This is a genomic window from Roseibium sp. HPY-6 (genome assembly GCF_040530035.1).
Classification (GTDB): domain Bacteria; phylum Pseudomonadota; class Alphaproteobacteria; order Rhizobiales; family Stappiaceae; genus Roseibium.
Genome location: NZ_JBEWCD010000002.1, coordinates 2,497,522 through 2,518,970 on the forward strand (window position 1 = coordinate 2,497,522; position 21,449 = coordinate 2,518,970).

The following is a 21,449-nucleotide window of genomic DNA, read 5'->3' on the forward strand; positions in this document are numbered from 1 at the left end:
AGACTGGGTCGCTCGCAAGCCTTCTGACGGGAAAGAAATGAACAACCAGACACTTATCCGGACTTTGATCGTAGCCGTGCCTCTGGCGGTGGTGGGTCTCGCCGCAGCCTATTTCTATGGCGACTTCGGCCGTTCGGCGCTTCAGGAGACTGTTGAACTGGCACCGGCGGGTGACGGCTCACCCGAAAGTTCCGGCAAATCAGATGCAAATGTCGCTTCTGCGCCTTCGACTGGCGACACTGAAAGCACCGCTGTACAACCTGAAACAGTTGTTGCGCAGCCTGAACCGGAAGCCGAGCAGCCGGCGGCACCCCTTGAAGGCCCGAGCTTCGACGTCGTAGGGGTTGAGCCGACGGGGGAAACGGTTGTTGCCGGAAGGTCAGATGCCGGTGCAATTGTCGCGCTGACAGCCAATGGAGAGGTCGTCGGCAAGAGCATCGCCAACCAGGCAGGCGAGTGGACGATCATTCTCGAAGAGCCGCTCAAGCCTGGCGACTACGACGTCGGCCTGGAAGTTCACGACGAAAAGGGCGACGCGATTGAGGAATCGCAACAAAGACTTGCTGTTTCGGTCCCGGAAAGCGGCAAGGAACAGCCTCTTGTCGTTCTGAATGCGCCAAATGCACCGTCTGATATTCTGCAAAAACCGGATACCGAGCAACTTACCGCAGACGCTTCTGATGCTGCGCCGGCATCAACGGATCAGCCGGCGGCATCCACCACCCAGGAGATTGCTGGTTCGGGTCCGGAACAGGCCACGCAGTCGGAAGAGCAGGCTGAAGAAACCGTTGTCGCAGTGTTGCCGAAGACGGCCTCAGACGCCGACACGCAAGCGGCGGCTCAGCAACCCGCGCCGGCAGCCGATGGTTCAAGCGCTTCGTCAGCAGCGGCGCTAGACAATACAACTGACCCTCAGTCGCAGACGACTGAGGCGACAGCATCAAATCAGACAACCCCTTCTGCTCAAGCAGGCCAGACGCAATCCGCTGGTGCTGTCGACCCGGAAGCCGTCCAGGCAGCTGTCGCGCCGCAAAACCCGGCCGCACCCGAAAACTCCGGGTCGACCGAAGGGCAGACGCAAACAACGCAAGCCGAGGACCCGGCACCTGAACCAACAGCAGCGCAATCTGAGGCACCAGCCACACAGACGGCTGCAGGCGAGGCGAGCGGAAACAACGCGCAGCAGCAAACAGCCGCGCTCGAACCGGCTGCTTCGGCAAATGGTACACAACAGTCTGAAGGAACCGCCACACGCTCCATGTCCACGGCTTCGCAGGATCAACCGGCACCGCAGGTAACAGTTGAAGCTGTCGAATCTGAGCCCGACAAGGTTTATGTCGCCGGCACCGGAAAACCGGGGTCTTCGGTGCGCGTTTATGTCGGTGAGGACTACCAGGGAGAGGCAAAAGTCAATTCCAGTGGCAAATGGCTGGTGGAGGGCACCAAAAACCTTGCAGAAGGCGATATCGAAGTCAGGGCAGACTTGATTGGGGGAGACGGCAATACGGTTGACGCCAGAGCGGCCGTGACTTTCGAAAAGGAACAGGAAAAACAAATCGTTCTCACGAAAGTCGTCGCAACCGGCACTGGCGGGGGCCAGGGCAGCCAGGGCGCAGATGTCCAAAAGTCTCTTCCCGTCGTCATCATACGCAAGGGCGATAACCTGTGGCGCATCTCCCGCCGCCTTTATGGAGACGGGGTCCGCTACACTACCATCTATCAGGCAAACCAGGACCAGATCCGCGATCCGGACCTGATCTATCCGGGGCAGGTTTTCCTGACACCCGAAGGCGATCTGAACTGGCCTGAGCCGAACACCGGTAACGCCAACAGGGGCTAGCAGCGAAATCGGAATGAGACGGTTGGGAGGGAGCCTCTTCGGGTTTCCTCCCAATGTTTTTGCGCCTCTTGTTTTTTGCTTCATTCATCGCATATCTACGATGAAATGAATGGCCTGTGTCAGGGAGCGACTTGATGAGCGAGACGGAACAGCCGTCAGTGGAAGTTTCTGCGGACACGGCGAAGTGCCTGTCAAACTGCGAGGAACTTGCCGCGCTCTTTCGTGCGCTCGGGCATCCCGCCCGGCTGGCAATCATCAAGCAGCTGGCTTCCCGGCAAGAGGCTTGCTGCGGTGAGATCGTCAATCATCTTCCGCTTGCCCAGTCGACCGTCTCGCAGCACCTGCAGGTGCTCAAAGAAGCTGGTATCCTTCAGTGCGATGCCCGGGGCCGCAATTGTCATTACCTTTTGAACCGGGAAAAGCTTGGCAGGGCTGAAATCTGCTCAAAGGAATTCTGGGAGGAGCTGGACGCTCTGTCATCGCGGGGCTCATCGTGCGAGCGTCTGGAAATCCTTAAGACCGAATAAAGAAAAGGGCCAATCCAAGCCCTGGAGAAACTATTGACGGATCAACAAGCCACCTCGCCGAAGGCGTCTGCCGACGCGGCTGCGGGCAGCCAGACATCGAAGCCTCAAAAAGTGGTCAGCGCGGACGAAGGAAGTACGCTCTCAACCCTGTCCAATCTGTGGCCTTACATTTGGCCGTCGGATCGGCCTGACCTCAAAAGGCGCGTCTTGTTGGCGGTCTTTGCGCTGATCATTGCCAAGTTCATCACGGTACTCTCGCCCTATTTCTTTGCGTGGGCAACCGACGCGCTGACAGGTGTCGATGTAGGATTGCCGGGCTTTCTGGTCGCCCCGGTGATGCTCGTGCTGGCGTATAACGCGGCGCGCGTTCTGGCGGTCGCCTTCAACCAGCTGCGCGATGCGCTATTTGCCCGCGTCGGTCAACATGCCGTGCGCCAGCTTGCGATCATGACGTTCCGTCATTTGCACCAGCTGTCTCTCCGGTATCATCTGGCGCGCCGGACAGGCGGTCTCAGCCGCGTTATCGAGCGCGGGGTCAAGGGAATTGAATCGATTGTCCGATTTACCATCCTCAACGGCGTGCCCACGGTTTTCGAATTTGCCATCATGGCGGTGGTCATCTGGTATCAGTTCGGTTTTTTCTACGTTGTGATCGTGGCGGTCATGATCGCCGCTTATGTCTGGTTCACGATCAAATGCTCCAATTGGCGGATCGGGATCCGCCGGGAGATGAATGAAAGCGATACCGACGCCAATTCAAAGGCCATCGACAGTCTGCTCAACTTCGAGACGGTCAAGTATTTCGGCAACGAGAAGATGGAAGCCGAACGGTTCGATGTCTCAATGGCAAAATACGAGACGGCGGCAACAAAAACCTGGACGTCGTTGGCCTGGCTGAATCTTGGTCAGGCGATCATTCTCGGTTTCGGAATGGCAGCCTGTATGGCCTTGTCGGCACAGGCTGTGCTGTCGGGCGAACAGAATATCGGCGACTTTGTCCTGATCAATGCGCTGTTGATGCAGATTTCCATCCCGTTGAATTTCATCGGGTTTCTTTACCGGGAAATCAGGCAGGGTCTCGCCGACATCGAATCCATGTTCGATCTTTTGCTGGTGCCTGCAGAAATCAAGGACAAGGAAGGGGCAGAGCCACTGAAGGCCGTGGCCGGAAAGATCGCCTTCAAGGATGTCCGGTTTCACTACGACGCCGATCGCCCGATCCTGAAGGGCATCGATTTTGAGGTGCCGGCTGGAAAGACAATCGCCATCGTCGGCCCGTCAGGTGCTGGAAAATCGACCATTTCACGGCTGCTGTTTAGGTTCTACGACGTGACTGGCGGCGCAGTGGAAATTGACGGTCAGGATGTGCGCGACGTCACCCAGGCCAGCGTCCGCCACGCGATCGGGATGGTGCCTCAGGATACCGTGCTCTTTAACGATACCATTGCCTATAACATCCGGTATGGACGCCCGGACGCAACCGATGAGGATGTGCGGGAAGCTGCCCGCATGGCCCAGATCCACGACTTCATCGAAAGACTGCCCCAGGGCTATGCGTCGGAGGTTGGTGAGCGCGGTCTTAAGCTGTCCGGTGGTGAGAAGCAGCGTGTTGCAATTGCGCGCACGATCCTGAAGTCGCCTCCGATCCTGATTCTCGACGAAGCCACCTCAGCACTCGATACGCACACGGAACGTGAGATCCAGTCTGCGCTGGATCAGGTCGCGCGCAACAGAACGACGCTTGTCATCGCGCACCGGCTGTCCACCGTCGTGAACGCCGATCAGATCATTGTGTTGGAGGCAGGGGAAATCGCGGAACGCGGCACCCATACTGAGCTTCTGGACAAGAACGGACTTTACGCGTCCATGTGGGCGCGTCAGCGCGAAGCCGACGAAGCCGAAGAGCGTTTGCGGGCTGCCCGCGAAAACGACGAACTTGGGATCGTCACACGCGGGCAGACCGCAGATTACATTCCGGCCAAATAAGCCCTCGTTACGAGTACGGCTCAGGCCGCGCGGTCGTGTTTTGCGGCGGTATCGGCTGCAAAACCCGCATCGTTCGCCGGTTTTTTCCTGTGAACGTTCCGGCTTGGCGCGGCGGCGAAGAAAAGCCCTGCAACGGCTTTTGCAAGAGCCCGCAGTTCCCGGTTGCGAGCAGCGCGGGCGCGTGTTTCGTAGATGTTTCCAGTGTGTAGCATGACAGGCTCCTTTCGCTTGGTGGGAGCTTTATCTCATGTTGCGAGCTTTCGAAGAATTGGGGTATCGTGGAAGATATCTTTCGAAAGTTTCGAATAATGCGCATCGATGATCTGAAGTTCTTCAAACGTGTTGCCGAGCTCGGCAGTCTGTCGGCAGCGGGCAGAGAGTTCGGCCTGTCACCGTCTGCGGCCAGCAGCCGGCTGAGCAACCTTGAGCGTGAGCTCGGCTCTCAACTGGTCGCCAGGACGACCCGTCGCACGGGGCTAACCGAAGCAGGGCAGGTTTTCCTGCGTCACACAAGCAATGCACTGGGTGAAATGGATCGCGCCCGCGCGCTGATCGATGCGGCCGAGGACACGCCGCGCGGGATGCTGCGCATGTCGCTGAACGTGTTTTTCGGCCGCAAACACATCCTGCCCTATTTGCCTGAGTTCAGGCAGCGTTATCCCGAGCTGAGGTTGGAAGTCGATATGACGGATCGGATCGTCGACCTCGTCGCGGAAGGATACGATATGGCTATCCGCGGGGCTCCGCTGCCGGATTCCAGCCTGATTGCCAGAAAACTCGGCGGAAACCCGAGAGTTCTGTGTGCCAGTCCGGACTATCTTGCAAGAAAGGGCGAGCCGCGATCGCCCGAAGATCTGCGCAACCACGACTGCGTCGGCTTTGATCCCATGCCCGTCTGGTATTTTGAGGGACCGGAAGGGGAGGTTGCATATCATCTCGAAGAACCCGTGATCTCCGGCGACAGCGGTGATTTTGCATATGATGCCGCAATCTATGGTCTTGGTCTGACGGTAAAATCGCTCGCCCATGTCTGGGAGGATCTTCGCGACGGCAGACTGGTTGCGGTCATGGAAAACTATCCGGTCTCCCGCACGGGCAACATCTACGCGGTATACCCACCGGCCAAATTTATCCCGCCCAAGGTAACAGCCCTTGTCGATTTCTTGATCTCAAAATACGGACGGCCCGCCTACTGGGAGAGTGACTACAAAAGCGTGCAGGCCTGAAGCGCGCCCCTTGAGCTCCTGAGCGGAGATGTTTTCCGCTTGAAACGCTGCCGCTTCAAACCGGCTGTTTCCTTACAGGGATTTGCGCAGAAGGCATTGGTCTTCTTCCCGCTGTTTATTGCTCAGAACAAAGGTTGCCGGGTCATAGTAGCTTTCGACATCGCTCAATTCCTGGCTTAAACGCGAGTCCGTTTCATTGACCTCCGCCCATTTCTCAAAAATCGTCTCGCTGGAGAGCGTGGTGTAGAGACTGTCCAGACAGAGACGGTTGAGGGCCTCGCAGGCTTTGATGTAGTCGGCTTCCGAACGGTCTTCGGCGAGCTCGAAATAAACAGGAGTTTCAACGGGCGAGGGGTCTTTCAGCAATTGCGCGATGCCATACCACGCCGCCTTGGTATCGATTTTGAGGAGCCAGCGGAAAACCTCTGCCGGCTCGATCCTGAGGAAGAAAAGCGCCTGAAGGATATGAAGCGGGGTATCGCCACGCATGATCCAGGAAGAGGTCTGGTGTGTTGGCCCTTGCAGCGGCTCAGTTGTTCCTTCTGAAAACCAACTGATTGCGACACGGCAGAAGAGGCGGCGCAGCGCCGCTTGTTCATTTGCGCGCCATTGAAAAACACCAAGCTTCAGCATCTGGTCGGGAAAACACGTGTAATGCCGGCTGTCAAAGAAACAGAGCTCCAGTCCTCGCGGAAGGAAGTGCAGGAAGGTCTCAATGCCGCCTGAACACGCAGGATGCTCGAAATAGATCATGTCGAAGGTGCTGGCGGAGGCTTCGCGGACCCTTTGACGCTGTGCGTTCAGCTCAAGCTCCTTGGTGAAACACTGAAGACACCAAACACCTTCGAACCGATATCCGGCGAATGCCTCATAGACATCATCGATGCACCTGCCACCGTCAGGCGGGGATGTATCGAAGGGATAAAAAAGCTGGTTTTCTGAAGGCAGGATTTTGCCCGCCATATTTGTCTCCAATCAAGTGGTGCCAATTCTGTTGTCCCGGGTCATCGCCTGATTTTTTATCCGGGCTTCAGAAGATCTGGCGTGCTTGAGATCACAAAGACTGGCTTTGAATGGGTATCAAGGTCGATTGAAAGGCCCGATCCGGCTTGAACAAGCCGAGACGGGTGGAACCAGCTTGTTGAGGATGAGGCGAAATGTGCCTGCAATCCTGAAAAACTGTTCTCTTCCAGCGAAAATGGCTCTAGAAGCGAACAACACTGAAGCGCAACGGGTGCGTGTTTGAACGGTTTGCGTTTCTTGAGCGTAAACATGCTGATGTTGCAGCCCCGTTCTGAAGCCGGAAAGTCTTGATGTCGATTGTCGATTCCGTCACCAAAGCCATGGTCCCGATTCATCGGGAGGGCTGGCCGTTTATTGCGATTTCGCTGGTCGCAACATTTGTTGTTGGCTGGTTTGTCGATCCTTTGTTCTGGATTGGGCTCTTCTTTACCGGATGGATTTGCTACTTCTTTCGCGACCCGAAACGCGTGACGCCTGTCGGCGAAGGACTGGTTATCTCCCCTGCGGATGGGGTTGTCAGCCAGGTCGGTCTTGCTAGGCCGCCTGCGGAACTTGAACTCGGCAACGAGCCGCTGATGCGCGTGTCGATCTTCATGAACGTGTTCAATTGCCACGTCAATCGCGCCCCTGTGGGCGGCCGCATCGCGCGAGTGGCCTATCGCGCCGGCAAATTTCTGAACGCCGAGCTCGACAAGGCAAGCGACGACAACGAGCGCAATGGCCTTGTGATCGAAATGGGGGAGACCCGCATTGGTGTCGTGCAGATTGCCGGTCTGGTCGCTCGCCGGATCGTCTGTTTTGTCCGGGAAGGCGAAACGATCCTTGCCGGAGACCGCTTCGGACTGATCCGTTTCGGTTCCCGTCTCGATGTTTATTTCCCGGTTGGCACGCAGCCAAAGGTGGCCGTCGGGCAGACCATGATCGCGGGCGAAACTGTTCTGGCGGATCTTGGGCAGCCCGAAAGCGCTTCACAAGTGTTGTCACGTGTGAGCTGAGGTCGAACGTGTCCAAGGGTGAGCAAAGCGGTACAAAGACAGGTAAGGCCACGCCAAGGTTCCGGCGCGTTCCTATGCGCCTTATCGTCCCGAACCTCGTCACGCTCCTTGCGCTTTGCTCCGGTTTGACCGCTGTCAGAATGGCATTTGAAGGCAGATGGGAATTTGCGGTTGGCGCGGTACTGCTCGCCGCCGTTCTCGACGGGCTGGACGGCCGCGTCGCACGCTTGATGAAAGGCACGTCCCGTTTCGGTGCTGAGCTGGATTCGCTTTCTGATTTCGTCAATTTCGGCGTTGTACCAGCGCTCATGCTCTATCTTTGGCTGCTCAAGGACGCGGGCAATCTGGGCTGGATCGCCGCACTGATCTTTGCGATTTCGATGGCTCTGCGCCTTGCGCGTTTCAACGTGGCTCTTGACGATCCTGACAAGCCGGCCTGGACATCCCGCTTCTTCACAGGCGTGCCGGCCCCGGCGGGGGCGTTGACGGTTCTCCTGCCCCTCTATCTTGAATTTCTTGGTCTTTTTCCGCACTGGTTCGCCGACTCGGCATTCGTCGCGGCCTATACAATTGCGATCTCGTTCCTGGTGATCAGCCGCCTGCCGACCTATTCAGGCAAGACGCTCGGAACGCGCGTGCGCCGGGACTACGTGTTGCCGTTGATCGTGCTTGCCGTTCTGGTGGTCGCGTTGACGGTCAGCTATCCGTTCAAGATGCTGGCAGGTGCTGCGGTGCTGTATCTGTTGACCATTCCCGTTTCCTGGCGCGCGCACAGGAACCTTGTCCTGGCGGATGAAAACCTGACGCTGGACGACGATGGCGATGAGTGCGATACGGACCTCGACAACATTGCCGATCGCGACAAGGACCATGGCGGCTGATTTTCAAATCGGTCTCGCAAATCGGGTTTAGACGCACACGATTCTGGTTCAGTTAGAGTTCCTCACAATCATGAGGAGCCAATCGTGTTACAGAACAAAACGATCTTGATTACGGGAGCAAGCAGCGGAATCGGCGCTGCTGCCGCCCGAATGTTTGCCGAAGAAGGCGCCAATCTCGTGCTTGCGGCCAGGCGACAGGACCGGCTGGAAGCGGTGAGGGGTGACCTTGAAGACGCCTCTGGGCGGATCGTAATTTTCGCAGGTGACATAACGGACCCGGAGTTTTCCGAGACATCAGTGAATGTCGCGCTCGAAACCTTCGGGCAACTGGACGGCGCGTTCAACAATGCCGGCATGCTTGGCGACATGGGACCGCTCGCCGAAATGACCCTTCAAAGCTGGAATGACGTCATTTCCACCAATCTGACAAGTGCCTTTCTGGCGGCAAAGCATCAGATACCGGCCATGGCAAAATCAGGTGGCGGGTCGATTGTCTTTACATCCTCATTCGTCGGTCACACGATCGGTTTGCCGGGCATGGCGGCCTATGCGGCCTCGAAGGCTGGGTTGATCGGATTGACGCAAGTCCTCGCTGTGGAATGCGGACCGCAGAATATTCGGGTCAATGCCTTGCTTCCGGGTGGTACGAAAACGGAGATGGCGGGGGACGATCCGGCCTTTCACGAATATGTCGCCGGCCTGCATGCACTGAAGCGCATGGCCGAACCTGAGGAGATTGCGGAGGCTGCTCGATTCCTGTTGTCTGACGCAGGTTCTTTCGTAACCGGGTCTGCGATGTTATGCGACGGTGGTAATTCGATCACGAAGGCATAATCTGTTTTCGGCGTTGCGTCTGTGAACCCGGGCGCAACGCTGGGACCTTTGACTTCGTTCCGGCATTGGACTGGCACTTCATGGCAGGGCAGATGAAAGACGATATCGAAATCCGGTCGACAACACCCGAAGATCTCGGGGACCTTGAAGTGCTTTATGGCGCGGCATTTCCGGATGAAGATCTTTTTCCGCTGGTAACCGAACTCTTGGGAGGCGGTGACCGGTTGCTGTCGTTGGCCGCAACGTTGGACCAGAAGCTCATCGGGCACGTGATCTTTACGTATTGCTCAGTTGAACCGGGCGGGCACGTTGTTGCCCTCCTCGGACCTTTGTGCGCCGCTCCGGCAAACCAGAAGCGGGGTGTCGGTAGCAAGTTGGTACGCAAGGGGTTTGAGCTGCTCGACGCCAGACAGGTGATGGTTCTGGGCGACCCTGCCTATTACGGGCGGTTCGGCTTCAAAGCGGACGACCTTGTCGAAACGCCATGCCCGATTCCGCCTGAATGGAACGAAGCATGGCAGTCTGTGCTGTTGGATGGAAACGCCAACAAAAGGTTGGCCGGTACACTGGTTGTTCCAAAGGCCTGGAATGATCCTGCGCTGTGGTCGGCGTGACAGCCTTGTGTCAGCTTCGCTTGCGTATGAACATCTGCTCGGTGACAGTCTTGCCCCACTGATCGCCGACATATTCGTTCGCAAGTTCAAATCCACTCTTTTCATAAAGGGATCTTGCGGCATCAAGCCCTTTCAACGTCCAAAGGTGGATTTCATCGAAGCCGAGCGTGTCGCAATGGGAAATTGCCCGCGAGAGCAGCGTCCTGCCGAGCCCGAGACCGCGCAGTTTTTCCGACAGGATGAACCAACGTAGATGGGCAACGCTTCCGTCCAGATCTTCGCCATCGATCGTAATCGAACCGATGACTTCTCCTTTTTCGACAATGCTCCAACTGTTGTTCATGCTGTTGTCGATCCTGGGCATGAACTCCGCCATCGCCCTGGAAACGACGCTTTCGAACGTTGGCCCCATGCCGATAATGGCACCGTGCGTGCGGGCATGGAGCGCGGCGATGTCGCCGATCATGCCGGTCTGATACCCTTCGACAATCTCGTATTGACCCTGGTTTGCAGTCACATCCTCAGACGTTTCCGAAAGGGCATCGGCGTAGGTTGTCAGAGCATCTGCAACGGAACGGGCAGACCCGTTCCGGATCCTGGATAGTGCACCGCGAGCCTGATCATCGCCGTAGGTATCAATCTTGTCGTAGGTCTTCCATCCGGCGTGCGTCAGGCTGAGGCCGAAGACCCTGCCGTCGTGCTCAGACCTGGTCTGAATGATTTCGCCCCGGACCTCGAGCGACTTGAGAAGCCGGCTGATCGTCGATTTTTCCAGTTTCAGCCGACCTGCAAGCTCCTTTGCCGTCACGCCGGGATTAAGGCCGATCTCCAAAATAGCGTGCACGCCGGAGCCGGAGAGATCCGTTCCGGCAATCGTCTTGTCGAGAAAGCCGAATTCGCGGACGAGCTGGCGCGAAGCTGCGCGAACATCCTGAACGAGAGAGGGGGAAACATCGGTCATGGGGAGAAACTCAGTCAATTAGTTGTATAGTGCAACTATATCGGCGTCGCGAGAACCAGGCAAGCCTGTTTTCGATAGAGGATCTGCGCGGACAGGCTCGCTGGAAGCTGTGCAATTTGCGCGGGCGCGATCAGGGCTAACCAGAAACACCCTTCAGATCAGAAAGATAGTTGGCGTGAAACTCGGTGTAGCCGTTCGATGTCGCCCCAAGATGTGCTTTCGTGAGCCTGTGCAAGTCGGGCAGCTTGTGAAACGGCACCGTTGGATAACTGTGGTGTTCGGCGTGGTAAGGCATGTTCCAGGCAAGTTTGCGAACAAGGGTATTCGTGTAGGTCGTCCGGCTGTTTTCCAGCATGTTTGCAACAAACGGACAGCGGCCATGCTCCGCCAGAAGGTAGAGCCGCAGGAAGGGCTGTCCCAGAAGGCAGGCCAGGATCCAGACATAGAGCAGAATGTCCGATCCGACAGCAACTGAGCCAGCGGTGAGCGTTGCATAGAGCGCAAGTGAAACAATGGCTTCACGGCGGACTTTCCTCCGCCCGTTCTTGGGGACAAAAGCGTCGCGACTGGATCCCATGGCGTTCCTGATCAATGTCTGAAACTCATTCCGCCACGTCGGCAATCCGCTCACATGCGCGATGTATTGCCAGACGGTCTCCGGTTTGCCGGTGGCAAGTTCCGGATCCTTGTCCGGGTCCTGGGTATGCCTGTGGTGGGCAAAATGAAAATACCGGAACCAGTCGGAAGGAACGGCAATCAGAAAACCGCATATCCTGGCAACCCAGTCATTCAGCCAGGGCGACCGGAACGCGGTTCCGTGAACCGTCTCGTGGAGCAATGTGAACAGGAAGATGATCAGGATCCCCTGAACGATCATCAGAAATTGCCAACCCGGGACGCCAAGGGTGATCAACGTGCCGAACAATGCGATCAACCCGAAGTGCAGGACGAGCATGACGAGCCCCTTTGCGTCCGACTTTTCGGTCAGCCTGGCGCGCTCAGATGCGGACAGTCCGGCAATGAAGGTGCGGTGATCCATCGGGCCCTCATGAGTTGGGCTTTACCGTGCCGTCCCCAAAAGGGAGTTTCAAGTCCTGAACGCCTCCAACACGAGTTGAAAGCAAAAGGGCCATGCGTTGCACGGCCCTTTCGATGTTTCGGCAGATTTTCCTGCTCGCGGAGTTACTCAGCCGCGAGCGGCGGCTGTTCCTGCGGCGGCACCTTCGGAGGTGCCGGTTTCGGCATCGACACCACTTTGGCTGCAGGACGCTCTTTTTCGAGCTCAGGATCGGTCCATTCGACGTCCTGATCCGCGTCCGTCTCTTTCTCTTCGTCAGATCCAGCCGCTTCGCGGCGCGTTGCGAAGAGGGCGAGGGTCCAGCTCCACACCGTTTTGATCACATTCCAGATCGCAACGAATGTCCGCGCCCAGGTGCTCGGAACCGCGATCATCACCGGGATCATGACGAGTGTCAGGATCGTGGAGAAGGCGAGACCGGAAATCACGGCAGTCGACAGCTGGATCCACCAGATCGCCGTAATGCCGCCAACCGCGATCGTCTGGGTGAAGAAGTCCAGATTGACCGCCGTTGCCATCGGCACAAGGCCGACGATCGTCGTCACCGTCGTCAAGAGGATCGGACGGATACGCTGGCCGGACGTCTTCAGGATTGCATCGAGCGGGTCGAACCCGTCATGCCTGAACCTGTTGTAGGTATCGATCAGAACAATCGCGTTGTTGACCACGATACCCGCCAGCGCCACCACACCGGTTCCCGTCATGATGATCGAGAACTTCTGCCCCGTCAGCATCATGCCGAGCAACACGCCCATGACCGACATGACCACTGTCGAGAGCGTCAGGAAGGTCTGATAGAACGAGTTGAACTGGGTGAGCAGGATCAGGAACATCAGGAACAGGGATGCGACCATCGCTTTCATGAGGAATTCACCCGATTCCTTCTGGTCTTCATCCGCACCGCGGAACTGAAGGTAGACATTGTCCGGGAATGTCTGGGTGTCCAGCCATTCGCTCAGTTCCTGCACCTTGGCATCAACCGTCAGCGGCTTGCCCTCGGCATCTACCGCTGTCTTGTCGACAGTCGCTTTCAGCATCATCGAATAAAGGCCGTCGCGCCGCGTGATCGAAGACACTTTCGGCTCCGGAGTCCGGTCGATGAAGTTGGCAATCGGGACGAGACCGAGCGGGGTCTGCAAACGAAGCTGGTCAAACCGGTCGAGCGTGCGCTCGTCGGCTGGGAGCCGGACCCGGATGTCGACTTCGTCCTCGGAATCCGTCGGACGGTAGTTGCCGATCAGAACACCGTTGGTGACAAGCTGGACCATGTTGCCGACCGAGCCGATACCAGCCTGGTAGCGGCCTGCCTGTTCACGGTCGATGTCGATCTGCCATTCAATGCCGGGCAGGGGACGGTCGTCTTCCTGGTCGATCAGGTGATCCATCGTATCCAGATGCGTCCGGATGCGGGCAACCTGGTTCACCATGGTGTCATAGTCGGTGGACGTGACCTCAAGCTGGATGTCCTTGCCGGTCGGAGGACCGCCCTCGATCTTGCGCGTCTCGACCCTGATGCCGGGGATATCTGCTGACCTCTCCCGGATCTCGGCGAAGATTTCCGAGGCATTCCGGCGGCAGCAGTATTTCGCCAGCTCCAGCGTCATTTCCCCGATGAGATCGCCCGGCTTGTCCTGAACACCGCCGATGAAATCCGGCCCGCTCCCGCCACCCGGAGGATAAGCGGAGGTGATGACATTCTGGATGCCGGCCGTCTGAAGGACTTCAGCCTCGACCTGCTTGACGATCTCCAGCGATTCTGCGGCGGACATATTGCCCCTGGCAGATACCATCACCACAGCCTGGTCCGGTTCTTCGTCGACGAAGAACTCAACACCGGTCGGGTTCGAGGCAAAGGATGTGAATATCAGAGCACACGTCCCCAACACCACCACGAGCGTCAGGATGTTGCCGACAGGGTTGCCCGCAAGAAGTCTGAGGTGACGAACGTAAAGACCGGTGAAGCCTTTGACAGTACTTGTATCGAACCGCAGGTCTTCGGGCTTGTCGCTTTGGCTGCCGCTGTTGCGGGACCCGAAGCCGAGTTTCTTGCGGACGCCGTCAAAAAACCACTCCAGCAGGTGAACGAGCGGAGAGATGGCCTTGTAGGCAGCCCAGATCGCAAGCAGGCTGAGTGCAAACACGACGAGGAAGAAGCCTGTGTCGAGTGCAATCGGGTGCGTGAAAACCGTAAACGGATGCCCGAGGCTTGCAATTGAACCGAACACGGAGCCGATGGTGTCGGTTATTTCCGCAGGACGGCTGGTTGCCAGGAAATAGGCGAAGTAGGCGGCAAAGCCGACAGCGACCATTTCGAAGGCCAGCGAGACAAACGTCACAGAACGGAACTGCTTGACCGGCTTTTGGTTCTCAACTTCAGTTCTTGCCGCAATCCGCCTTCTGTACCAGCGGACAAAAGGACGAATTGCGAAATAGGCCGCGACCGCCGCAACAAGAAGTACGAAAAGCGACGTCACCACGGCAAAGAAATATGCTCCGAAGTTTGCACCCAGTCCTGCGGAATGATCCACACCGGCGAGCAAGGACAGAACTGTCATTGCCGCAGCGATGACGCCGAACAAAAATGCCAAGACCCCTGCCGCATTCCTTGCAAGGAAATGCGTGACCATCGCAAAGATGCCGCCTGTCACGGGCAGGAACACCATCGCCGTCAGCAGCGCTGCCATCAGGACGATGATGACCATGATCGGCAGATAGCTCATGAACTCGCCGGCAACACCCGGCCACAAGAGCATGGGCAGGAACGCCACAAGCGTGGTCGCTGTTGAGGAAACGATCGGCCAGAACATGAGACGTGCAGCCCGGATATAGGCTTCACGGTCCTCCATGCCTTCGCTCACCTTGCGGTCCGCATACTCGACCATGACGATCGCGCCGTCGACGAGCATACCGACCGTAAGCACAAGGCCGAACATAACCATGATGTTCACGGTGTAGCCGAGACCTGACAGGATCAGGAAGCCGACCATAAAGGAGGTCGGGATTGCAAGTCCGACCAGCAGCGCAGACCGCAAGCCAAGGGCTGCGAGAACCAGGATCATGACGAGGAAGATCGCCGTCAGGATCGAGGACTGCAGCGAGCCCAGCACCTCGAAGATGTTCGACGACATGTCGATCATGTAATCGACCTGGATCGTCTCCGGCCAGTCTTTCGTCGCTTCGTCGACAACAGCGCGGATGGCGATGTTGTTCTCGATGATGTTCGTGCCGATCCGCTTGGTGACATTCAGCGCAATAGCGGGGCTGCCATTTACGCGCGTGTAGGAGTCGGCGTCCTTGAACGTGCGCCGGATTTCGGCCACGTCGGCAAGCGTTACAACGCCTTCGCCAGCTTGCTTGATCGGCAGGGAGTAAACATCAAGTGCCGTTTCGACAAGGCCTGGAACCTTGACGTTGAAACGGCCCTGACCGCCATCGATGAAACCTGCGGGGACAAGCTGGTTGTTGTTCGAGAGCGAAGTCAGAAGTTCTTGCTGCGTAATCGCGTAGGATTCCAGTTTCTCCGAGTCGATCAGAACTTCGAGCTGTTCTTCCCGGTGACCGGTCAGATCGGCAGATCGCACAGTGTCGATCGCCTCGACCTGGTCTTTCAGGCGACGTGCATGCTGGTAGAGCGTGCGTTCCGGCACGTTGCCGGAGAGCGCGATCGTGATTGTTGGAACAAGCGCGAAATTCGTTTCCGAAATCGTTGGTTCTTCGGCGTCCGCGGGCAGTTCGCCCTTGGCTGCATCAACCTTGTCGCGGACGTCGGCAAGCGCTTCGTCCTTGTCGAACGAGATGTCGAATTCCAGAATGATCCCGGCATGGCTTTCCGAAGCGATTGCCGTGATTTCCTTCAAGCCGTCGAGGCCTCGAAGTTCCGTCTCCATCGGGCGGACCAGAAGCCGCTCAGCGTCTTCGGGCGAAATACCCTGCTGGACAATGGAAACATAGAACACCGGGACGTCAATGTCCGGACTGTCCTCTTTCGGGATGCTGATATAGCTGAACACGCCTGCAACCAGCAGAGCAATCATCAACACAAAGACTGTCTTGGGACGTCTGAGGACGCCTTCAAGCATGTTTATCATTTGCTGAGCTCCGCAGTTTCAAACACCGGTTCGACGGTTTCGCCATCGCCGACATATTCCTGGCCAACAACAATCACAGTGACTTCTTCAGGCAGGCCACCGACCCACAAACCGTCATTTTCACCGCCAAGTACGGTAACGGGATAAAACGCCGTCTTGTTTTCCCCGTCGACGGCGCGCACTCCGACAACACCTTCATCACTGAGTGTCAGGATCGCAGGTGAAATCTTGTGTGCCTTCTCGACGGGCAGCGGCAGCCGGGTCACGGCGGTAATGCCGTCACGCGCCTTGCCGTCCGGATTCGGCAGCTCCACTTCCACGCGGAACGTACGTGTGTCCGGCTCCGCAGATGGAGAAATATAGCGAACCTTGCCGCTGAGCGTCTCGCCGGTGACCAGCTTGACGTCCGCCGGCATGCCGAGTGAAATCTGTCCGACATTGAGCTCGGAGACCTGGCCGATTGCGATCATCGGGTCCGAATTGACGACCGTCGCGCAAATGCCGCCGCTGTCCAGCTGTGCGCCGATTTCCGCCATCGGGCTTTCGATCACACCATCGATGGGGGAGCGGATAATTGTGCGCGCAAGCTCCATTTCCGCTTCCTGAACGCGGGCTTTTGCGGCATCGAGCCCGGCTTGCGTCGCAGCTGCTCGGGTTTGTGCGGTGAAGCCCTTGTCGGCAAGCTTGGTTGCCGCCGTGTGGTCAAGTTCAGCCTGTGCGAACAAGGCCTTGGCTTCAAGAACCCTGGCTTTCCGCGTCCCGCTGTCCAGCTCGCACAACACATCACCGGCCGACACAAACGCACCTTCCCGCGCCGGGCGCCGAACGACGTCGTCCGTGGTTTCGGACCGTACGGCAACCTTGGCTTCGGCCTCTGTGCGCCCACGGACTTCCAGGATTGCCTGCCTGTCCTGTGCCGTCAGGTTCAGAACCTGAACGCGGAAGGTTGTGTCTCCGCCCTCAGCCACGCGCTCTGCAGGAGGTGGTACGGCATTTTCACCATCACCAACCCCGCCGATGACGACAGTTCCGCTCGACATCCAGTAGCCGATGCCCGCGGCGAGGCCTACTGCCATGATATAGGACAATTTAACTTTCATTGCTCGGTACTCCGAAACTCGGGCTTACTCGGCGGCGTCGGACACAGGTTTTGCTGCGTCTTCTGCGATCTTAACCAGCGCATCGCCATGTTCTTCCAGGTAAGCCAGCGTGCAATTCATGCATGCAAGGCCGTAGCTTCTGGTCCAATTGGAGCCAGGGTGATTGCATCCCTCATCTGAATCCGTCAGCAGCCGCAGTTCTTCCAGAACCTGCGCCTTACGGCGCTCCAGCGCGCGCCGGATCACATCAGGCGGCAGCTGCGCAGCGTTCAGCGCAATCAGAAGGAAAGGAGATTTGAAGGTGTCCGGCGCCTGTGGTTCGCAGAGATAGTTGATAAACTCCGCGCGCCCGGCCTCGGTAATGGAATACACCTTCCGGGCGGGCTTTCCGGCTTGAGGTTCTTCGCGAACCGTGACGAGACCTTCCGATTCAAGTCGCGCCAGGGCCGGGTAGATCGATCCGAAGCTGGCGTCCTCGAAATAACTGAACCGGCCATCGGTGCTTTCTTTCCGGATCTCGTACCCGGTCGCATCCCCGAAGGAAAGGATAGCAAGGCAAAGGCTTCTTACGCTCATGGATCTCTCCGTTCCCGGAAGCGTCCTTCCGGACTGACGGCCTTCCTACGCTCTTGTCTCGATGATGGATGACATCACAGGATGCAACGTAGCAAGGGGTATATGCTGGATCGATATATCGACCTAATATATATCATTCCGCAACAAATCAAGCGTGCAATGCACAATTCTACGATAGCCATCATGCGGAGTGGCCGCATGGCTTCTTTGGTGGTTAAAAATGTGTGCAGCGCAACCCGAATGAAACCTTGCTGTTTCCTGGAGACGCGCTAGGATTGTGAGGTAGTTCGCACATGCAGCACTCAGGGATAGGCTCATGAAGGATACGACGGTGAAACCGGGACAGGCGAGATTGCTCAGCGATCCCTTCTTCAGGCTTCTTGCAATCAATGCCTTCGCCGGATTCTGCATCGCAATGCTCGTGCTTGTCGGAATTTTCTGGGCGAATATCGGCAATCTGAGGGTTCTGGTATCGACGGCGGAAGACCCGGTTCTTCCAGTCCTCATGCTGGCCTTCGGGCTTGTCATTACGCTTGGATCCGTTGTGATTGGCTCCGCGATTATGCTCTTGGGAGATCGGAACAATGGCGGCGGCACTCCGCGGAAACGGTTTCCGGTTTTCGTGAGTGGCAAGCCGGTTCCCGTGCGCGCTGAGGCGTCACGCTCCAGGTTCGGCTAACGGCGTCGTACGCGATACGCGGCAAACCGGCCAAGAGGTTGAGTCATTCAACGAACCCGTGGTGTACGGCGTTCGCCTGGGCTTTGCTCGATGTTCCCGAACCGTCGCCGGAAAAAAGGGTCATGGTGGCGGCGGCCAGCAAAAGCAGCAAACCTGCGGATGAAAGTTTCATCTCATCAGTCCTTGCGATCATGATCGCCTCCCAGGTTTGTTCCGCAAACGCAGGGATAAACCGGCAGGATCTAAGGTGCGCATAACCAGAAAGATAAAATTTTAAGTAGCGTCGAATTTCACCTCCCTGCAGTTCCCAAAGCTTGCGCGCTGGGTTTTGTTGCGTTCTCTTGTGCAGCCAGTTGATGCCCTTGATTCTTAGGATTCGGTGGGCGTTGGCGGGGTGCCAAAACCGGCAAGGCTGGAGTAGTGAATGAGCGAGAATTATCCGCGTGACATGATCGGATATGGCCGCAATCCACCGGATCCGAAGTGGCCGAGCAGGGCAAAACTGGCCGTTCAATTTGTCCTGAATTACGAAGAAGGCGGCGAAAACAACATTCTTCACGGCGATCCCGCATCCGAAGCGTTTCTGTCTGAAATCATAGGCGCAGCACCGTGGCCCGGAAAACGGCACTGGAACATGGAGTCGCTCTATGAATACGGTTCACGCGCCGGGTTTTGGCGTCTGTGGCGCTTGTTCACCGAGCGCATGCTTCCGGTAACGGTGTTCGGTGTTGCATCTGCGCTTGAACGCAATCGTGAAGCCGTGGCGGCAATGAAGGAAGCCGATTGGGAGATTGCATCGCACGGCCTGAAGTGGATCGATCACGCGGACATGGAGGAAGACGAAGAGCGCCGTCAGATTCGGGAGGCAATCAGGATCCACGAGGAGGTAACCGGTGCGCGTCCTCTTGGCTGGTACACGGGCCGCTGTTCCATGCAAACACAGAAACTCGTGCAGGAAGAAGGCGGGTTTCTTTATGATTCCGACAGCTACGCGGATGATCTGCCATATTGGGTCGACGGACCGGACGGGGATCATCTGGTCATTCCCTATGCGCTCGACACCAACGATATGCGTTTCGCATCGCTTCAGGGGTTCAACTCAGGCGATCAGTTTTTCGCTTATTTGAAGGATGCGTTCGACACGCTCTACGATGAAGGGCGTCGCGGCGCGCCGAAAATGCTAAGCATCGGCCTTCACTGCCGGTTGGCCGGCCGGCCGGGGCGGACTGCGTCTCTTGCCAGTTTTCTGGATTACATTGCCAGTCACGCGGATGTCTGGATCACGCGACGTATTGACATCGCCTGGCACTGGCACGCGCATCATGGGCGTATGTGAGTACGATCTCGACTGGACTTGGCCCCAAACAAAACTAACCCCACGAGCCGTTTCCCGGGCGGCTCGTGGGGCAATGAAAATAACTGCTTGCAACGGCGTCTAGAAACAGCATCACGGTACGTAAGTAAACCGTTCGTTAATTTTAACGTTAAGATTGAAACACATAGAATTTAGGTGGGCGTGATTGAGCTGCCGAACCCAAATTCGAACGGGCTTCGAAGACGCCTCCAAAGGTTGGTGCTCGCAAGTGCTTAACCAAATCACTGAGCGTACTCTGTACTGGCGGCTACGATCTGTCCGGCCTCTCCAAGTCTTTATACTTACTGTTATTTTTGACCATGAATATTTTGACGCCCTAAATTCAACTTCGGAAGAAGAACGAATTTGTATGGTTTTTGTCTATTTTTTTTGGGAAGGCGTCCGCGTCTCACGGGTTTTGAAGTTGGTGGGGGTGTCGAGCCGGAAATCCTGAATGGGATCCGGATCACTCAATTGCACAGCCGGAGGCCGGCTTGTGTGAAACCAGGTGGATGTCGGGCAAACAGACTGTGGATTTATCAACTGTATGGAATGCGGCAGGCAGCGCAGTTTCAAATAGACCTCAAATCGGAGGGCGGGCAGGGCGACACATGCTTGTGCACGTCGATAAAAGGCTTGGAAATGCATCGCCAACACCCGTGAAGGCTGCTCGGCGCAGCCGGTCTCACAGCGGCAAAACATGCTTTTGCAATGGAATTCCTGATGTTTCCCCGATCGCTGGTTCGGTAGCGCGCAATTGTGAAAATGATGTTGCGCGGAGTCGTGCGAGCGTGTCGTCGCTGTTGGACACGCCCGGTCGAAAACACTCCAGAATGGATGAAACAGCGTTTCTCGAACAAAACAACACCGAAACCCGTGACTTCTGTGCCGGCAACTCGTCCTCGGTCGGGTTGCAATTCGTCACGGCCAAAAGAGAACGAAACTCCATGAGACCAAATTTGCGGCAGACATCGAAAAACGTCGGGGCAACGAAATCAAACTCCGTGGCAACAGTCCCTGCTTTTGAGCAAAGCTCGGCAGAACTGTTTGAATCGAAACTCGATGACAGTGGCGGGAGGGTCAGCCTATGAGCCTTGCGCTTGACTATGAAATTGTCCACTTGCGTGCGCAGCTGGAGCAAAAGGAAGCGCGTATCGCGGAACTGGAGCGTTTGATCGCTGACCAGCAGATCGTGTTCCCAACGCAATGGGATCTGACCCGGATCCAGACCCGCATCCTGCGGTTCTTGCTGAAACGGAATTTTGCAAACAGGGAACAGATCCATGCATTCCTGTATGCGGACCGTGACGACGGTGGTCCTGAGCTTGAAAATGTGCGTGTGCACATCTGTCTCCTTCGCAAGAAACTCAAACCCCATGGTGTGAACATCAACTGGCTTGTCGGAATGGGGTACAGTCTCGACGACGACACCAAGGAGCAGATCCGCGCGTCTGCAATACGTCCGGCCTGAAAAACACCTTTGAATGTTGAGAAAGCGCGGGAGCTGGAGGCTGGCCCCGCGCTTTTTTCGTTTTGGGCAGCAGGCCCACGATTAACCTTAATCCAGAAAATACAACTTAAAACTGAACAGAGCAGGTTGCGTCTTCTGCGTGCATCTTTTACGACGTTAAAAAGTTAATAAAGTCTTAATTGATGCCTGAGGTTGCAATGCGGTTCTTGCTGCGAA

At 56.9% G+C, this 21,449-nt stretch carries 19 protein-coding genes; 11 read left to right on the forward strand and 8 right to left on the reverse strand.

What is annotated here, in order from left to right:
• Positions 1-37 precede the first annotated feature (37 nt).
• The 3 genes from ABVF61_RS22575 to ABVF61_RS22585 all read left to right on the forward strand — a co-directional run bounded on the left by ABVF61_RS22575 (position 38) and on the right by ABVF61_RS22585 (position 4,353).
• A complete protein-coding gene (locus ABVF61_RS22575) occupies positions 38-1,840 on the forward strand; it encodes a LysM peptidoglycan-binding domain-containing protein (RefSeq protein ID WP_353995778.1) in 1,803 nt (600 codons plus the stop codon).
• 134 nt (positions 1,841-1,974) lie between these two features.
• Positions 1,975-2,367: an ArsR/SmtB family transcription factor gene (locus ABVF61_RS22580; protein WP_353995779.1), complete on the forward strand. Its 393-nt coding sequence runs from the start codon at positions 1,975-1,977 to the stop codon at positions 2,365-2,367.
• Between the two features lie 33 nt (positions 2,368-2,400).
• Complete coding sequence (locus ABVF61_RS22585; protein ID WP_502949989.1) at positions 2,401-4,353, forward strand: ABCB family ABC transporter ATP-binding protein/permease; 1,953 nt, start codon at positions 2,401-2,403, stop codon at positions 4,351-4,353.
• A gap of 20 nt (positions 4,354-4,373) precedes the next feature.
• Here ABVF61_RS22585 and ABVF61_RS22590 read toward each other — a convergent pair whose 3' ends face one another.
• Positions 4,374-4,565, reverse strand: a complete 192-nt coding sequence (locus ABVF61_RS22590) for a hypothetical protein (RefSeq protein ID WP_353995780.1) — start codon at positions 4,563-4,565, stop codon at positions 4,374-4,376.
• A 96-nt stretch (positions 4,566-4,661) separates the two neighbouring features.
• Here ABVF61_RS22590 and ABVF61_RS22595 point away from each other — a divergent pair, with 96 nt between their 5' ends.
• Entirely contained in the window at positions 4,662-5,579 is a 918-nt protein-coding gene (locus ABVF61_RS22595; protein ID WP_353995781.1) for a LysR family transcriptional regulator, read from the forward strand.
• A gap of 72 nt (positions 5,580-5,651) precedes the next feature.
• Here ABVF61_RS22595 and ABVF61_RS22600 read toward each other — a convergent pair whose 3' ends face one another.
• Positions 5,652-6,542 carry a hypothetical protein gene (locus ABVF61_RS22600; protein ID WP_353995782.1) on the reverse strand — a complete coding sequence of 297 codons (891 nt, stop codon included), beginning with the start codon at positions 6,540-6,542 and terminating at the stop codon, positions 5,652-5,654.
• Between the two features lie 350 nt (positions 6,543-6,892).
• On the opposite strand from ABVF61_RS22600, the gene ABVF61_RS22605 reads away from it, so the two are divergent.
• The 4 genes from ABVF61_RS22605 (at position 6,893) to ABVF61_RS22620 (ending at position 9,926) form a co-directional block, all read left to right on the forward strand.
• Positions 6,893-7,597, forward strand: coding sequence for a phosphatidylserine decarboxylase (locus ABVF61_RS22605; protein WP_353995783.1), 705 nt, complete (start codon positions 6,893-6,895; stop codon positions 7,595-7,597).
• Positions 7,598-7,671: 74 nt separating this feature from the next.
• Entirely contained in the window at positions 7,672-8,478 is an 807-nt protein-coding gene (locus ABVF61_RS22610; protein WP_353995784.1) for a CDP-alcohol phosphatidyltransferase family protein, read from the forward strand.
• Between the two features lie 81 nt (positions 8,479-8,559).
• The gene (locus tag ABVF61_RS22615) at positions 8,560-9,312 is read left to right on the forward strand and encodes an SDR family oxidoreductase (RefSeq protein ID WP_353996482.1); all 753 of its coding nucleotides are present in this window, start codon (positions 8,560-8,562) and stop codon (positions 9,310-9,312) included.
• A gap of 80 nt (positions 9,313-9,392) precedes the next feature.
• The gene (locus ABVF61_RS22620) at positions 9,393-9,926 is read left to right on the forward strand and encodes a GNAT family N-acetyltransferase (RefSeq protein WP_353995785.1); all 534 of its coding nucleotides are present in this window, start codon (positions 9,393-9,395) and stop codon (positions 9,924-9,926) included.
• 10 nt (positions 9,927-9,936) lie between these two features.
• Here the strand turns inward: ABVF61_RS22620 and ABVF61_RS22625 are convergent, their stop codons facing one another.
• The 5 genes from ABVF61_RS22625 to ABVF61_RS22645 form a co-directional block, all read right to left on the reverse strand.
• Positions 9,937-10,887 (reverse strand): helix-turn-helix domain-containing GNAT family N-acetyltransferase, encoded by a 951-nt coding sequence (locus ABVF61_RS22625; protein WP_353995786.1) that lies wholly within the window; start codon positions 10,885-10,887, stop codon positions 9,937-9,939.
• 136 nt (positions 10,888-11,023) lie between these two features.
• Positions 11,024-11,926 carry a fatty acid desaturase family protein gene (locus tag ABVF61_RS22630; protein WP_353995787.1) on the reverse strand — a complete coding sequence of 301 codons (903 nt, stop codon included), beginning with the start codon at positions 11,924-11,926 and terminating at the stop codon, positions 11,024-11,026.
• Positions 11,927-12,069: 143 nt separating this feature from the next.
• Complete coding sequence (locus tag ABVF61_RS22635; RefSeq protein WP_353995788.1) at positions 12,070-16,053, reverse strand: efflux RND transporter permease subunit; 3,984 nt, start codon at positions 16,051-16,053, stop codon at positions 12,070-12,072.
• The gene (locus ABVF61_RS22640) at positions 16,050-17,153 is read right to left on the reverse strand and encodes an efflux RND transporter periplasmic adaptor subunit (protein ID WP_353995789.1); all 1,104 of its coding nucleotides are present in this window, start codon (positions 17,151-17,153) and stop codon (positions 16,050-16,052) included. The genes ABVF61_RS22635 and ABVF61_RS22640 overlap by 4 nt, the downstream gene beginning before the upstream one ends.
• 24 nt (positions 17,154-17,177) lie before the next feature.
• Positions 17,178-17,729, reverse strand: a complete 552-nt coding sequence (locus tag ABVF61_RS22645; RefSeq protein ID WP_353995790.1) for a PadR family transcriptional regulator — start codon at positions 17,727-17,729, stop codon at positions 17,178-17,180.
• A 316-nt stretch (positions 17,730-18,045) separates the two neighbouring features.
• On the opposite strand from ABVF61_RS22645, the gene ABVF61_RS22650 reads away from it, so the two are divergent.
• On the forward strand, positions 18,046-18,408 hold the full coding sequence (locus ABVF61_RS22650; protein ID WP_353995791.1) for a hypothetical protein: 363 nt from the start codon (positions 18,046-18,048) through the stop codon (positions 18,406-18,408).
• Positions 18,409-18,451: 43 nt separating this feature from the next.
• On the opposite strand, the gene ABVF61_RS22655 is transcribed toward ABVF61_RS22650, so the two are convergent.
• Positions 18,452-18,601 carry a hypothetical protein gene (locus ABVF61_RS22655; protein ID WP_353995792.1) on the reverse strand — a complete coding sequence of 50 codons (150 nt, stop codon included), beginning with the start codon at positions 18,599-18,601 and terminating at the stop codon, positions 18,452-18,454.
• A gap of 231 nt (positions 18,602-18,832) precedes the next feature.
• On the opposite strand from ABVF61_RS22655, the gene puuE reads away from it, so the two are divergent.
• Together puuE and ABVF61_RS22665 are read left to right on the forward strand one after the other, a co-directional pair.
• A complete protein-coding gene (gene puuE / locus ABVF61_RS22660) occupies positions 18,833-19,744 on the forward strand; it encodes an allantoinase PuuE (protein ID WP_353995793.1) in 912 nt (303 codons plus the stop codon).
• Between the two features lie 1,105 nt (positions 19,745-20,849).
• Positions 20,850-21,233 (forward strand): winged helix-turn-helix domain-containing protein, encoded by a 384-nt coding sequence (locus tag ABVF61_RS22665; RefSeq protein WP_353995794.1) that lies wholly within the window; start codon positions 20,850-20,852, stop codon positions 21,231-21,233.
• Positions 21,234-21,449: the final 216 nt, after the last annotated feature.